Here is a 14021-nt window from a genome sequence, read left to right as displayed (position 1 = left end):
CAAATATGGATGAGTAGTGAATCAAGGAAAGAAGTATTAAATGAGGAGCAACTTACTCGATTACAATTAGCTCGAAACTATGTGGAAGAAATACTTAAGAAAGAGTTAAAAAATAAGTCATATGATTTGCCTTTAGATAGTTGGGATTGTATTACGGTAATGATGGGACCAAATGATTTTGGTGAGCGAGTCAAATATTCTGTAAAAAAAAGAAGTATGGATTTTCGTTTAAAGATAGATCCTAGTGTATTCAATACAACAGATGACTTAGGTCGTCAAAAACTAATTTTTGTAATGCTGATGAGAAGTTTGGATTTACTTAAAGAAAAGTTTGAAAAAGTAAAACCAAAATTGGATGATCATAATTATGAGGAATTAGAGCGACTTCGATCTGATGCTTTAGATGTTGCACGAAATGAGGGTTGGCTATAAAATTATTATAAATATTTAATCTTAAATTGATTTCTGATCTGTTTGACTAAATATTGAAAAGTGTATTTATAATTATTGCAATATACCTTTCTGAATTTTCAGTAAAACTAAATAAGCTCACAATTACCAGCCCATAGAAATATCAGTTATCAAACTAAAAATTCTATGGGCATATTTTTATATAGAAAAATAACTTTGATGTAGTGATATAGACTTAACCTACACTCAGTTCAGTTTGAATCGAAATATTAGAAGTTAGTAATTTATGAACAGGGCAGCTCTCAGCAACTTTGAGTAATCGTTTATGTTGATCTTCAGTAAATTCACCTTTTAAGATAATTTTGCGTTCAATATTATTTTGTCCTGATTCAGGATCACCATTTGGATTTAGTGCTAAATTGACTTGAACATGCTCAAGCTTAATTCCTTTATGATTGGCATACATTTCTAACGTAATTGTGGTACATGCACCAAGAGCGGAAAGAACAAGCTGTATTGGGTTTGGCGCAGTATCTTGCCCACCTTTGTCCATAGGCTCATCTGCATACCATGTATGACCAGAAGTATCTGTAAGTGTTACACGATAGGGAGTTGATGTGCTGAGTGCTTGGGTAGAATAAGTCATGATTTACCTTGTTGTGAATCTTTTAAAATTAAAAAAATCATAGATCAATCGAGAATACGAATGAACTATCCAATTGTCTAGTATCGAATCTGTCTAATCATATTGAGTTTAATACGCGCTGTAACCCTTTTATTGTTGCACTGATGAAACATATCGTTTTATAAAGAATAATGAATAAAAATACTTGATGTATACACTAATCACTATATCAAACAAGGATACGAAAAATGCAATTTAAAACATTAAGCTTAAGCTTAGGTTTAGCCGTTGCCATCGCAAGTTCTGTAACTTTAGCTGCGCCAGTAGACTATAAAATTGATCCAACACATACAGCAACAGTGTTTAGCTGGAATCACTTTGGTTTTTCAACTCCGAGCGCGAATTTCACTGATATTCAAGGCGTGATTAAAGTTGATAATGCCAAACCATCAAACTCTTCTGTAGATGTGATTATTCCAATCAGCAGTGTGAATACAAATGTTCCTGCTTTGGATAAAGAGTTCCAAGAAGAAGCTTGGTTTAACGCAGCTAAATATCCGAATATCACTTTTAAAAGTACTAAAGTCGAAACTAAAGACAAGAAACACTTCAAAATTACGGGTGATTTAACCGTTAAAGGTGTGACAAAGCCTGTGGTTTTAGATGCTGTGCTGAATAAACAAGGTGAGCATCCAATGGCTAAAGTACCTGCAATTGGATTTAATGCAACGACTTCATTTGATCGTTCTGCATTTGGTATCGGAAACTATGTGCCTAATGTAGGGGATAAGATCACTGTAAATATTACAACTGAAGCAACTGCTGCTAAGTAATATCGAAGTACTCAAACTTCAAAAAAGCTCACGCTCAATAGCCGTGAGCTTTTTTATTTGCTCATTATCTAGAGAAAATGACTATGCAGTAGCATTGAATGCTTCTGAATAAGTCACATAACCACTTGGTATGTGGTCGGTAAAAGCAAGAATTTGAAAATAGTCTGCTGGAACATCTTCTAAGATCAATCTAGCATCAGCCTTAAAGCTAAATTTTCCATAATAATTAGGATCACCGAGTAAGACGCATCCTTTTGCATTCAGTGCCTTGATTCTATTCAAACCTTCTTTGATAAGTTGAGAGCCTATACCATTTGCTTGATATTCAGGTAGAACTGAAATAGGACCTAAACCATACCAATCTGTCGCACCATCTGAAATAGAGACTGGTGAAAAGGCAATATGGCCAACGATTTTTCCTTGAGTTTCAGCAACTAAAGAGACAGTAAGTTGTTTAGCTGCTCTAAGCGCATTTACGATAAATTGCTCTGTATGGCTAGAGTATTCTTCATCATTAAATGCTGCCGTGGTTAAATCAGAAATTGCTTGGATGTCAGTGTTTTGTTCATCACGGATTTGAATATTCATTTTAATTGCCTATATGTTTTTAAATAACTGACGAAGCAAAATTATATTGTTGCTTCATCAGATGATTGTTAAGGATGTTTATTGATTATCGAGTTGAGGTCGTACGTTTCTAAGCCCATTCAAATTGATTTGATAGGGTTGTCCTTCCTGTGATTTGATCAATCGTTTCTTTTTAAGTTTTCGAAAAACATCGAGAGTGCAATCAGATAAAACAAAACCTTCACGGCTATAGCATTCTACAGCGATGAGTTGTCCAGATTCATTTTTGAGTTTTACGATTTTTCCGCCTTTGGCTAAGACGTGTAAAGTCCGTTGTTCAGACTTGGATAGGTTCATGTTGGAATCCTGATATAAGTAATCAAAAGCAAAGATAGGCATGCAGCCTGAAAATTCGCGTTGATAACCCATTTCAAATTTTCATTGAAATATGGTTATCAGATTACTGCTATCTCCAACATAAAATCCTCGATGTAGATTGGATATGAAATATATGATTTGAATATATAGGTGCTTATATTTAAAGTAAAGGATTATGTGAATTTTACTTTATTTGTAATGGGTTATGATCATGTGTAGTCTGATTTTCTTGATCAATTTATAATAAAAGCATTATTTTATTAAAAGCCTTTAAACATATAGCTTGAATTTTATTATTAAGGTAAGACAAAGATGGATGATCAACTGTTTATACAGAAAGCAGTAGATTTAGCATTAGAAAATGCAAAATCAGGTGGTAGACCTTTTGCAGCATTGGTTGTGAGAAATGGTGAAATCATTGCTACAGGTGTCAACCAAATCAAATTAACCAATGATCCTACAGCACATGCTGAGCTATCAGCATTACGGGAAGCTGGCAAAACTTTAGGTAATCCTAATTTAGAAGATTGTATCGTCTATGCAAGTGGGCAGCCTTGTCCGATGTGTTTAGCTGCGATGCGTATGGCAGGAATTAACCAAGTGCGTTATGCATTTTCCAATGCTGATGCAGAACCATTTTCATTATCGACAGCAAATCTTGCTGAAATGCTGAGAATGCCGCCTGAAAAACAAGAGGGATTAATATTTAAACAAATTACGCCGTTGCAGAACTTAGATTTATATAAGTTATGGCAAAGCTATCAAGAGAAATAACTTTATGTGCACTTGAACCTTACTATTATCACTTTTTAGTCTGTTTCTCTTTCAGTAATAAATATGCTGGTGTGGATTTCTTGGCTTGACGACGGAGCATGATTTTGATGTATAACACGATAGCAAAACATGCTGTAGCAACCGTAAGCATAATACTATTCATATAACTCATAATTGAGCTGACATAACCAATTGTTGCCAAACGCCGTTGCATTCGTTCAACTTGAGTACTGGATTCTATACCTGTAATTGCCCACGTACAGAGATGTTCACAATTATTAATAATCAAATGGTAATGGTTTTCATGCATACGTGAGCGCATACGCCGAACAACAGCCTTTGCTTTGTAGCGTGGTGATTGGTAGTCTCTTGTGTGGATCGTTTTTCCACGTGCGAAACGTTGGATAGAGGTCATTTCAATCGGATGCTTTTTGAAAATATGAGCAAAACCTGAGTAATGGATGACCCGTCCACGACCTGCATAAATTCCATGATGGCTATAACCAAAGTGTTTTACGATCAGGTGTGCACCAAGAGGGAAGCGTTGATGTTTTTGCTGCATGCTGATACAAAAATATTGTATTTACAGTGTTATTTTAGTGAAAAATAATGAATCAATCGAGCATATTTAGACATAGAATCCTATGATTATGTGTTGAGTTTGTATCTGCTGTTTTCAGGATTGATTTTGCTATGTGAAAATAATAAAAATTGGCTTCATATATAAAATGACGATGAAGATTTGGCTTTTAGCTTTTTTATTAATGTACTCGGTAGCTGAATTACATGCAGCACAATATCAAAGTATTCAGATCGATCAGATCACGTATGACGTGATTAAAGTTGAAAAACCAGATCAGTTAGAATTATTTTTAAAAGATAAAAATTCAGATCGTTATTATCATAATTTTTCTCGTCTCCAAGCAAATCTTCCAGCTTGTGCTCAAATGAGTTTTGCAATGAACGCAGGAATGTATCATGCGGACTTTCGGCCTGTCGGTTTGTATGTAGAGCAAGCCAAGCAAACATCTCAGTTAAATGAAGAAACTGGTTTTGGGAACTTCTTTATGCAACCCAATGGTGTACTGGCATGGAATCATCAAAATGTTGTAATTCAAACCACGGCAGATTATAAGAAAAGTAAATTTAGGGCGCTTTTTGCGACACAATCAGGGCCAATGTTAATCAATCATGGAAAGATCAACTCCCAATTTTTGCCAGAATCAAATTCTTTAAAAATCAGAAATGGTGTAGGAATCAAAGATAATCAATTGTATTTTGTGATTTCACAACAGAGGGTGAGTTTTTATCAGTTTGCCCAATTTTTTAAACAGCAATTGCAGATTGATCAAGCTTTGTATTTGGATGGTTCGATCTCAAGCTTATATTTAAATGAAACTAAACGACATGATAAAAGAGCGAATTTAGGGCCAATTGTTGCGGAAATAAATAGAAAAGCCTGTAAATAGTAAAAAGCCCCAATCTTTCAAGGAGAGATTAGGGCTTTCTTTCTTATTGTACTGGTGGATTGATCATCGCCAGTAACTCTTTGCGGCTGTAGCCGCGAGAAATCAGTACTTTCTTAATGCCTTTAATGACATCTTCATCAGTTGCTTTTACTAAAGCATCCAATAGTTGTTCATTTGATTTGCAAGAACAATCATTTTCAACGCAAGAAGTTTGATTCTTCTGTTCGTTATACTGTTGATCTGCACTGAACATTTTTTGCCAAAAACTCATAGAGCCTTCATTCACAAACTAACATAGATCGAAATATAGCCGCTTTAAAATAAAAAACAAGTCAGCTAAAGTGATAAAAGCAGCAATCGAACTTCAATTTTTTCGATAAACATTTGGAAGATAAACGAAATTATGACGATTTAATGACTTGATCTTTGATATATATGACTTTTTTACTCGGATTTAATATTTAAACTTGCTGAAAAAATAAAGGGTTATTGCAACCCTTTATATATAAAATTTACGTTGAAATAATTTGTTTAAATCTTTTCAAGTAAAACACCAGATTCAACATGATGAGTAAAAGGGAACTGGTCAAACATAGCAAACTTTGTGATGTGATGCGTTTGTGCAAGTGTCCCTAAGTTATCATGTAGCGTGTCTGGGTTACATGAGATATAGATAATACGTTCAAAGCCTTGTAGTAGTTTAAGCGTTTCATCATCAATCCCCGCACGCGGTGGATCGACAAAAACAGTATCGAACGCATAACTTTTGATGTCGATCTCTGCTTCTTGTAAACGCCTAAACTCACGCTCACCTTGATAGGCTTGCGTGAATTCCTCAGCAGATAAACGTGCAACTTGAATATTTTCGATTTGGTTCTGTTCGATATTCCATTGCGCGGCGTAAACAGATGATTTTGCAAGCTCAGTCGCAAGTACACGTTTGAATTTTAATGAGAGTGGTAGGGTGAAATTCCCATTTCCACAATATAATTCCAATAAATCTTTTTGAGCTCCTTCAGCTGCATCACATGCCCATTCAAGCATATGTTGGCACACTTGCGCATTTGGCTGAGTAAAGCTACTTTCAATTTGTTTGTATTTAAATCTACGACCATGAACATTAAGTTGTTCAACCACGTAGTCGTCACCAATAATCACTTTTTGACCGCGGCTACGGCCCATAATTTTAATATTCAGTTTTTCTGCAAGTGCTTTTGCTGCAACTTCCCATTCAGCATCTAATTTACGATGATAAATCAGTGTGACGAGCATTTCTCCACTCAGGGTCGAGAGAAAATCGGCTTCAAAAATACGTTGAGATAAAATAGGATTGGCTTTTAATTCTTCTAATAAGTGTGGCATTAAATCATTAATGTGACGATCTGCGATTGGAAACTCATCTACACGAATGACTTGTTTTTGCTTACCGTCTTCAGCACGTTCAAACATTGCATAGAACAAATCTTCTTCAGTGTGCCAGATACGAAACTCAGCACGCATACGGAAATGTTGTTCTGGTGATTGAAACACTTCTAAAGCTGGGGGATTGAACGGTGCAAATTGTGCGGTAATTCGTTCAACTTTCTCTTGAAGTTGCTGTTGGTAAGATACAGTCATAAATAATGAAAACTATAGGTGAAATTTAAATAAGGCATGGTATCAAAAAAAGGCGTCTGAGGTGGATGTAAATTATCAAATTCATATGTTTATCTCATAGATTTTTAGTTAAAACTCGATCAATAAATTCAGCTTTGATTTGTCGATATTCATCTGGCGATAACCTCATACAGTTTTGTTTTAACTGATTATATTGGTGTACTAGCTGGGTTGAATTCCTCAAGCGATCTCTAAAAATAAGAAAATTAGTAAATTTTGATCCAGTGACCACAATTTGGAAGGCAACATCCTCATCAGATGCTTGGCTTTCAAGCATACACAATTCGTCAGTGCGTAAAGTATTGAATTTTTCTTTAAATCCTAATGTTTTAAGTTGCTCTATTGTTCGTGAAAATTGCTGAGCGGGCACCTCTATATAGATATCTAAGTCAGCTTTTGAAATTGCATGAGGGATTGCTGAAGAACCAATATGTTCAACAATCGCATTTGGGGGTAGCGAAAGTATTTCACTTTTATATTTTCCAAAAAGCTCAGCAGCTTTCTGCTGATATTCAATTGCTGGAAAAAACTGCATTATTCTTCCTCTAAAAATTTATATAAAAACGCAGCAAGTTATGTACCTAGTTTTGAACGTATATATTTAAAAATAAGAAAAGAATAGGTGTATGCGTCATTTTACGACGTTATGTGATTGCACGATGCTGTTAAATTGACTGTAATTATATTTGGACGAGATGAGAGATAAACTCATGGTGAAAAAGAAAATTATTGAATTTGATGAGTTAACTCGTGAGCAATTGCTGCACGCATTGAAAAAATATGCACTGAAAGAGTTAGATGTAGATTTAGGGAATTTACCTGCACAGTTTTTATTGGACTTTATTGTTGAGGAGTTCGGGCCTTATTTTTACAACCAAGCTTTGAATGATACTCATGAATGGTTGGCAGAGCGTTTTGCTTATTTGAATGATGACCTTTTTGTTTTAACCAAAGAAAAGTCGAAAGCTTAAATACTGAAAAGGTACAGTACTCTGGGACAATAATCTCTAAAAATGAAAAACCCGAACCATGTAGAACATGATTCGGGCTGGGAGATTGAAGACTTAAATTAGTCTTCAGATAAAGTCATTAAACTCGCATTACCGCCGGCAGCAGCAGTATTTACGCTAATAGCGCGTTCAATGACTAGACGTTCTAAAGGAATCTGCTCATCTGTTTGAAGATGAGTAATGCCCACGATTGCTCCAGAACGGTTCGCAATTTTGTTTTGAAGATCTGTTAATTGCTCAACAGAACCATGATGAAGTACAGCATCAAACTGGTCAGTTTCAACATTAGAAATAACTTTGATTGCTGCTAAAACTTCTTTAGGTAATGAAGCTTGATGTTTTGCTAAGAACATATTGTCTTTTAACACAGCTGCTGAACTACCTACTGCAAAAACTGCGAGGAGTTGTTGCAATTGACCACGTTCATCGTTTGCAATTGAAAGCACACGATGGCGAGGTAAGATAATGTATTGGTTACTCTCACCAGTAGGGCCTTGCAACTCGTAGAATTTACCAACACCGAATGCTGGAGTTTCTGGAATTGCTTGAGCCATATGTTTTTGCGCCCAAGTTAACAAGTTTTGATATGCATCATTTGAGACTGCATCAAACTGAGAAAGTTCAGATTTAACAGCAAACGGTGTTGCTAAAACTTTTTCAGAACAATGTTCCATCAAACGGTACATATAAAGTGGACCACCCGCTTTTGGACCAGTACCAGATAAGCCTTCACCACCAAATGGTTGTACACCAACAACTGCACCAACGATGTTGCGGTTAATATACAAGTTACCCACTTCTGCACGTTGAATGACTGTATTAATCGTTTCATCAATACGAGTATGAAGACCCATTGTTAAGCCATAACCTTTGGCATTGATGCGGTCGATTAACTGCTCAAGTTCACCGTATTTATACGTGATGATGTGCAACACAGGACCGAATACTTCACGTTCAAGGTCATCAAGGTTTGGAAGTTCAATCGCTGTAGGCGGAACGAAAGTACCTTGTGCAAGTGCTTGTTGGCTTGCAGCATCATTGAACATCAATTGATGAACAGGGTAGCCCTTAGATTTCATCTTTTGAATATGATTATCAATCGTCTGTTTTGCTTCTTGATCGATAACAGGACCAATATCAGTTTTTAAGATTGCTGGATTGCCAACGATCAATTGCTGCATTGCACCTTTCAACATCTTAACGACTGTCGCTGCACTGTCTTGTTGTACACATAAAATACGAAGTGCAGAACAACGTTGACCAGCACTATCAAATGCTGAGCTTACAACGTCTAATACAACTTGTTCGGTTAAAGCTGATGAGTCAACGATCATAGCGTTTTGACCACCCGTTTCCGCAATTAACGGAATTGGTTGACCATTTGGTGATAAGCGTTTTGCTACAGTTTTTTGCAAGATTTTTGCAACTTCTGTAGAACCAGTAAACATAATGCCTTGAATACGATCATCTTGGCTTAGTTGAGCACCAACTGTTTCACCACGACCCGGTAGAAGTTGTACTGCACCATGTGGAACACCTGCTTCCCAAAGCATTTGTACTGCTTGAGCTGCGATAAGTGGTGTTTGCTCAGCTGGTTTTGCAATAACACAGTTACCGCTTACTAACGCTGCTGCAATCTGACCAGAGAAAATCGCAAGAGGGAAGTTCCATGGACTGATACATAACACTGTACCCAATGGCTTAACTTGTGCATTTGCTGGTAAGTTTTCAATTTGTGTTGCGTAGTAACGTAAGAAGTCAACAGCTTCACGAACTTCTGCAATCGCATTGGCATAGGTTTTACCGCTTTCACGGCAAAGTAAAACCATAAGTTCTTGAATACGAGATTCCATCAAATCAGCAGCGCGTTTTAAACAAGCGGCACGTTCGAATTTGTCTGTCATCGCCCAAGTTTGTTGCGCTTGTACCGCTGCTTCTAATGCAAGTTGTACGTCAGCACTTGTTGCTTCATTGACATAACCCACGATTTCACTGTTTTGTGCAGGGTTTGTAATTGCAAGAGCATTACTTTCTGGATGAACTGTAGATTCGAAGCCAAGTAAAGGCGCGCTGTTCCAAACACGGTTACGTAATTGTTGAGCCGTTTTGTCTAAATCTGTTAATGGTTGATCATTGTTTAGATCAAAGCCATTTGAGTTTGGACGTAATGGATATAAGTTGTGCGGAAGAGGAATTGCAGGATGTTTTAATCCGAGCTGACCTTCATCTTTCGCAGCAGTTTGAATATCTTTGATTGGAGATTGAATTAGATCTTCAACCTTCAAAGTCTTATCTGCAATACGGTTTACGAATGATGTATTCGCACCATTTTCAAGTAAACGGCGAACAAGATAAGCCAATAAGGTTTCATGGTTACCTACAGGCGCGTAGACGCGGCAAGGAATCCCCAATTTTTTATCTTCTTTTGAACCTACAACTTGTTCATACAATGGCTCACCCATACCGTGTAAGCATTGGAACTCATATTGACCTGGGTAATATTTACTTGGATCAGCAAGGTTGTAAATCGTTGCAAGCGATTGAGCGTTATGTGTTGCGAATTGCGGATACACTTGATCAGGCGCAGCAAGTAATTTTTTCGCGCAAGCAATGTAAGACAAGTCCGTGTGAACTTTACGAGTAAACACAGGGTAGTCTGTCATACCGTCGATTTGCGCTTTCTTGATTTCGCTATCCCAGTATGCACCTTTCACCAAACGGATCATTAAACGTTTGTTACTACGTTTCGCAAGATCAACGATGTAATCTACAACGAAGAAGCAGCGTTTTTGGTAAGCTTGAATAACGAAGCCGATACCTTTCCAGTCAGCAAGTTTTGGCTCAAAGCAAAGACGCTCAAGTAGCACTAAAGAAATTTCGAGACGTTCTGACTCTTCTGCATCGATATTTAAACCGATGTCATAGTGTTTAGCTAAACACGCTAGTTCATAAACTTTGTTATAAAGTTCGTTGTGAACACGATCAATTTGCGCACGTTGGTAACGTGGGTGCAACGCAGAAAGTTTGATTGAAATACCTGGGCCTTCGTAAACACCACGACCATTAGATGCTTTACCAATCGCATGAATGGCTTGAGTGTAGTCGTTATAATAACGCTCAGCATCATGGTCAGTCAGCGCAGCTTCACCAAGCATATCATACGAGTAGCGGAAGCCTTTGTGCTCAAGTGGTTTAGCATGTTCAAGTGCTTCTTCGATGGTTTCGCCAGTAACGAATTGTTCACCCATCATACGCATAGCTACATCAACGGCTTTACGAATGATGCCGCGACCACTGCGTGCGAGAAGACCTGTCAATACGCTTGATAAACTGGTTTGCTTAGGCGTTTCCATTAACTTGCCAGTAAGCATTAAGCCCCAAGCAGCAGCATTGACGAACATGAGGCTACTTTGGCCAACGTGTTCTTTCCAGTTACCTTGGTTGATTTTGTCACGAATGAGTAAATCGCGTGTTGCCGTGTCTGGAATACGAAGTAATGCTTCAGCCAAACACATAAGCGCAACACCTTCCTGTGAAGAAAGTGAGAACTCTTGTAGTAAGCCTTGAACGATGCCTGCTTTACCCGCTGAGCTTTTACGCTCACGTAAGTTATGGGCAAGGTCAAAAGCCAATTCATAAATTTTTTGATCAAGATCAGGAGAAATATTAGCTGCTTCAGCAAGTTCTGCTACGGCTTCTGGCTCTGCACGTCGCCAAGCAGTATTAATGCGTTGCTCAAGCTCACTTTTTTCTTTAAATTCGGTGATATAACCACCATTGTTGTGAGCCGTGTCCATTTGTGCGGGGATATCCAAAGTATTCATACTAAATTCCAATAACAATCTCTAGTACATATTGAGTAGAGAGGTTTAGATAATTTATGATTACAGAATAAAACCCGAGTAACTCACTATATTTTACCCATTTTTTAGAGGAAAATTCAGTTGAATAGCCCTATTTATACCTTAGATCGGACGGATCTGAAAATTTTGGATATTCTTCAAACAGATGGGAGAATTTCTAACAGTAAATTAGCCGAACTTGTGAATCTTTCACCCACAGCTGTAATGGCGCGTGTGCAGAAGTTAACGAAAGACGAATTCATCTTGGGGTATGAGGCAAAACTCAATCCAAACAAGCTCAATGCGAACTTTCTCGTGTTTGTAGAAGTGTTGCTTGATAAAACCACGCCGCACGTTTTGGATGATTTCATCGACGCTGTAACGCAATATCCTGAGATTGTTGAATGTCATATGGTGAGTGGTGGCTTTGATTTTTTAATCAAGCTGCGTAGCGGAGGGATGGAGGAGTTCCGTCGTATTGCAGGGCAGATCTTATGGCAGTTGCCGGGGGTAAAAGAGACTCGGAGTTATCCTGTGATGCAGGTGGTCAAAGATAGCTCGAAAATAAAAATTAAATCACGTTCAAAATTTTAAATAAAAAAAGGGGCTCTAAAGCCCCTTAAATTTCTCAATGAATTATTTCATTTCGCGTGTATAGATTTCATCAGCTTGTTCAAAGCGGCTTGTCACAGTCGCGTTTGGCGCTTTACCAACTAAGCTCACCACAACGATGCTGATTAAAGCGAGAACGAAGCCTGGAATGATTTCGTAAATACCAGTATCGCCGAAGAAGTTCTTCCATACGATTACCGTAACAGCACCAACGATCATACCTACCAATGCGCCGTTTAGCGTCATACGCTTCCAGAACAATGAAAGAATAATCAATGGACCAAAAGCAGCACCGAAACCAGCCCATGCATAAGCAACCAAACCAAGTACTTTACTGTCTGGGTTTTGAGCTAAAGAGAGCGCAAGCAATGCAACAGCAAGTACCATTGCACGACCGATCCAAACCAACTCTTTTTGAGATGCATTTTTACGGAAAAGGCCTTTGTACAAATCTTCCGTCAACGCACTAGAGCAGACAAGAAGCTGACAGCTCAACGTACTCATCACAGCAGATAAAATTGCAGCAAGGATCACACCAACAACCCAAGGGTTGAACAAAATTTTGGTGAGTTCCATGAACACAGTTTCAGGGTTAGCACTAACAGCAGCGGCAAACTCAGGATGTTGTTGGAAGTATGCGATACCGACGAAACCAGAACCAACTGCACCAATCAAGCATAGGACCATCCAAGTCATACCAATGCGGCGGGCAGCAGGAATTGATTTAACAGAATCAGCAGCCATAAAGCGAACTAGAATATGAGGTTGACCAAAATAGCCCAAGCCCCAAGCCGCCGCTGATAGAATCGCAACAAAGCTTAAATTCGAAACAAAATTATAAGCATGTGGGCGTGCACTTTCTACAATCGCTGTAAACTCTTCCGCACCAATTCCCAATGACATGTACGTCACGATAGGGAGAAGCAATAATGCGAAAATCATTAAGCCTGCTTGGAAAGTATCTGTCCAGCTGATTGCTAAGAAACCACCGATACACACATAACCAATCGTTGCAAAAGCACCTAACATAAGCGCAGTTTGATACGGTAAGTGGAATAGCGTTTCAAATAATCGAGCACCAGCAACCATACCTGAAGCACAATAAATTGCAAAAAAGATCAGAATAATCAATGCAGATGTGACGCGTAAGATTTTTTTCTGATCATCAAAACGACCAGTAAAATAATCAGGCAGGGTGAGGGCATTGTTTTGTACTTCGGTATGCACACGTAAACGACCTGCAACCAAATACCAGTTAAGCCATGCACCAATGATCAAACCGATTGCAATCCACGATTCTGATAAACCAGTTAGGTAAATTGCGCCTGGTAAGCCCATGAGCAACCAACCACTCATATCCGATGCACCAGCAGATAAAGCGGTAACAAAACTGCCTAAACTTCGGCCTCCAAGAATATAATCATCAAGATTTTTGGTGGAAAAATAGGCGTATAGACCGATGCCGAGCATGGCAGCGATGTATACCACGAATACAACAACTGTGGGATTAGAAAAATTCATAATGGATGCCTGTCCTTACATATCCATAATTTGCAATCACATCCGAATAGTCAAAAAAATGATCCACTATTCCTTGGATTGATAAGGTCACAGATTCAAGCACGTTTGTTTTTTGAAATACTGTTAACTTTGTGTATATTTTGTGTATTGTTTGTGTAATTTAAAATAAGTGTATGAATATTCGTTTTTTAATCTGAAAAAATGCATTTTTTCTTGCATAAAAAAATGAAATTTTAGCTCAAAAAAACGGTACAACGTTTTCGTTAGTTACAAAAGTATATTCTCCAAGCCAAAAAAAAGCGATATGGGTGTGAAAAGCAGGC

General features: G+C 37.9%; 15 protein-coding genes. 6 read left to right on the top strand and 9 right to left on the bottom strand.

Annotated elements, in window-relative coordinates:
• Window positions 1–9 precede the first annotated feature (9 nt).
• On the top strand, window positions 10–432 hold the full coding sequence (locus ACF8D3_RS06275) for an Imm44 family immunity protein (protein WP_392470733.1): 423 nt from the start codon (window positions 10–12) through the stop codon (window positions 430–432).
• A 214-nt stretch (window positions 433–646) separates the two neighbouring features.
• Here the strand turns inward: ACF8D3_RS06275 and ACF8D3_RS06270 are convergent, their stop codons facing one another.
• On the bottom strand, window positions 647–1057 hold the full coding sequence (locus ACF8D3_RS06270; RefSeq protein WP_392470732.1) for an OsmC family protein: 411 nt from the start codon (window positions 1055–1057) through the stop codon (window positions 647–649).
• A gap of 227 nt (window positions 1058–1284) precedes the next feature.
• Between ACF8D3_RS06270 and ACF8D3_RS06265 the strand changes: the two genes are divergently transcribed.
• Window positions 1285–1869, top strand: a complete 585-nt coding sequence (locus ACF8D3_RS06265) for a YceI family protein (protein WP_392470731.1) — start codon at window positions 1285–1287, stop codon at window positions 1867–1869.
• Between the two features lie 81 nt (window positions 1870–1950).
• Here ACF8D3_RS06265 and ACF8D3_RS06260 read toward each other — a convergent pair whose 3' ends face one another.
• On the bottom strand, window positions 1951–2457 hold the full coding sequence (locus tag ACF8D3_RS06260; RefSeq protein WP_392470730.1) for a GNAT family N-acetyltransferase: 507 nt from the start codon (window positions 2455–2457) through the stop codon (window positions 1951–1953).
• Between the two features lie 78 nt (window positions 2458–2535).
• On the bottom strand, window positions 2536–2793 hold the full coding sequence (locus ACF8D3_RS06255; RefSeq protein ID WP_004915387.1) for a YjhX family toxin: 258 nt from the start codon (window positions 2791–2793) through the stop codon (window positions 2536–2538).
• 333 nt (window positions 2794–3126) lie between these two features.
• On the opposite strand from ACF8D3_RS06255, the gene ACF8D3_RS06250 reads away from it, so the two are divergent.
• The gene (locus tag ACF8D3_RS06250; RefSeq protein ID WP_392470729.1) at window positions 3127–3588 is read left to right on the top strand and encodes a nucleoside deaminase; all 462 of its coding nucleotides are present in this window, start codon (window positions 3127–3129) and stop codon (window positions 3586–3588) included.
• 28 nt (window positions 3589–3616) lie between these two features.
• Here the strand turns inward: ACF8D3_RS06250 and ACF8D3_RS06245 are convergent, their stop codons facing one another.
• Window positions 3617–4150 (bottom strand): lecithin retinol acyltransferase family protein, encoded by a 534-nt coding sequence (locus ACF8D3_RS06245; RefSeq protein ID WP_392470728.1) that lies wholly within the window; start codon window positions 4148–4150, stop codon window positions 3617–3619.
• Window positions 4151–4322: 172 nt separating this feature from the next.
• Between ACF8D3_RS06245 and ACF8D3_RS06240 the strand changes: the two genes are divergently transcribed.
• A complete protein-coding gene (locus ACF8D3_RS06240; RefSeq protein WP_392470812.1) occupies window positions 4323–5057 on the top strand; it encodes a phosphodiester glycosidase family protein in 735 nt (244 codons plus the stop codon).
• A gap of 43 nt (window positions 5058–5100) precedes the next feature.
• Here the strand turns inward: ACF8D3_RS06240 and ACF8D3_RS06235 are convergent, their stop codons facing one another.
• The 3 genes from ACF8D3_RS06235 to ACF8D3_RS06225 form a co-directional block, all read right to left on the bottom strand.
• Complete coding sequence (locus ACF8D3_RS06235; protein WP_004879177.1) at window positions 5101–5328, bottom strand: hypothetical protein; 228 nt, start codon at window positions 5326–5328, stop codon at window positions 5101–5103.
• Between the two features lie 260 nt (window positions 5329–5588).
• Complete coding sequence (gene trmA, locus ACF8D3_RS06230) at window positions 5589–6674, bottom strand: tRNA (uridine(54)-C5)-methyltransferase TrmA (protein WP_392470726.1); 1086 nt, start codon at window positions 6672–6674, stop codon at window positions 5589–5591.
• A gap of 94 nt (window positions 6675–6768) precedes the next feature.
• Entirely contained in the window at window positions 6769–7248 is a 480-nt protein-coding gene (locus ACF8D3_RS06225; RefSeq protein ID WP_392470725.1) for a GrpB family protein, read from the bottom strand.
• Between the two features lie 175 nt (window positions 7249–7423).
• Between ACF8D3_RS06225 and ACF8D3_RS06220 the strand changes: the two genes are divergently transcribed.
• A complete protein-coding gene (locus tag ACF8D3_RS06220; protein ID WP_019384311.1) occupies window positions 7424–7684 on the top strand; it encodes a DUF2164 domain-containing protein in 261 nt (86 codons plus the stop codon).
• A gap of 98 nt (window positions 7685–7782) precedes the next feature.
• Here ACF8D3_RS06220 and putA read toward each other — a convergent pair whose 3' ends face one another.
• Window positions 7783–11547, bottom strand: coding sequence for a trifunctional transcriptional regulator/proline dehydrogenase/L-glutamate gamma-semialdehyde dehydrogenase (putA, locus tag ACF8D3_RS06215; RefSeq protein ID WP_392470724.1), 3765 nt, complete (start codon window positions 11545–11547; stop codon window positions 7783–7785).
• Window positions 11548–11667: 120 nt separating this feature from the next.
• On the opposite strand from putA, the gene ACF8D3_RS06210 reads away from it, so the two are divergent.
• Window positions 11668–12159 carry an Lrp/AsnC ligand binding domain-containing protein gene (locus ACF8D3_RS06210; RefSeq protein ID WP_004879183.1) on the top strand — a complete coding sequence of 164 codons (492 nt, stop codon included), beginning with the start codon at window positions 11668–11670 and terminating at the stop codon, window positions 12157–12159.
• Window positions 12160–12201: 42 nt separating this feature from the next.
• On the opposite strand, the gene putP is transcribed toward ACF8D3_RS06210, so the two are convergent.
• Window positions 12202–13698: a sodium/proline symporter PutP gene (gene putP, locus ACF8D3_RS06205; protein WP_392470721.1), complete on the bottom strand. Its 1497-nt coding sequence runs from the start codon at window positions 13696–13698 to the stop codon at window positions 12202–12204.
• Window positions 13699–14021 lie beyond the last annotated feature (323 nt).

It is taken from the genome of Acinetobacter sp. YQ_14 (genome assembly GCF_043102985.1).
GTDB classification, from domain to species: Bacteria; Pseudomonadota; Gammaproteobacteria; order Pseudomonadales; family Moraxellaceae; genus Acinetobacter; species Acinetobacter venetianus.
This window is presented reverse-complemented; position numbering and strand designations above follow the sequence as displayed.

Bases quoted from the DNA above. Each gene is read 5' to 3' on its own strand.
- ACF8D3_RS06255 (WP_004915387.1), bottom strand. From the start codon at position 2,793: ATGAACCTATCCAAGTCTGAACAACGGACTTTACACGTCTTAGCCAAA.
- ACF8D3_RS06235 (WP_004879177.1), bottom strand. From the start codon at position 5,328: ATGAGTTTTTGGCAAAAAATGTTCAGTGCAGATCAACAGTATAACGAA.
- ACF8D3_RS06275 (WP_392470733.1), top strand. From the start codon at position 10: ATGAGTAGTGAATCAAGGAAAGAAGTATTAAATGAGGAGCAACTTACT.
- ACF8D3_RS06240 (WP_392470812.1), top strand. From the start codon at position 4,323: ATGAAGATTTGGCTTTTAGCTTTTTTATTAATGTACTCGGTAGCTGAA.
- ACF8D3_RS06225 (WP_392470725.1), bottom strand. From the start codon at position 7,248: ATGCAGTTTTTTCCAGCAATTGAATATCAGCAGAAAGCTGCTGAGCTT.
- trmA (WP_392470726.1), bottom strand. From the start codon at position 6,674: ATGACTGTATCTTACCAACAGCAACTTCAAGAGAAAGTTGAACGAATT.
- putA (WP_392470724.1), bottom strand. From the start codon at position 11,547: ATGAATACTTTGGATATCCCCGCACAAATGGACACGGCTCACAACAAT.
- ACF8D3_RS06270 (WP_392470732.1), bottom strand. From the start codon at position 1,057: ATGACTTATTCTACCCAAGCACTCAGCACATCAACTCCCTATCGTGTA.
- ACF8D3_RS06250 (WP_392470729.1), top strand. From the start codon at position 3,127: ATGGATGATCAACTGTTTATACAGAAAGCAGTAGATTTAGCATTAGAA.
- putP (WP_392470721.1), bottom strand. From the start codon at position 13,698: ATGAATTTTTCTAATCCCACAGTTGTTGTATTCGTGGTATACATCGCT.
- ACF8D3_RS06260 (WP_392470730.1), bottom strand. From the start codon at position 2,457: ATGAATATTCAAATCCGTGATGAACAAAACACTGACATCCAAGCAATT.
- ACF8D3_RS06220 (WP_019384311.1), top strand. From the start codon at position 7,424: ATGGTGAAAAAGAAAATTATTGAATTTGATGAGTTAACTCGTGAGCAA.
- ACF8D3_RS06265 (WP_392470731.1), top strand. From the start codon at position 1,285: ATGCAATTTAAAACATTAAGCTTAAGCTTAGGTTTAGCCGTTGCCATC.
- ACF8D3_RS06245 (WP_392470728.1), bottom strand. From the start codon at position 4,150: ATGCAGCAAAAACATCAACGCTTCCCTCTTGGTGCACACCTGATCGTA.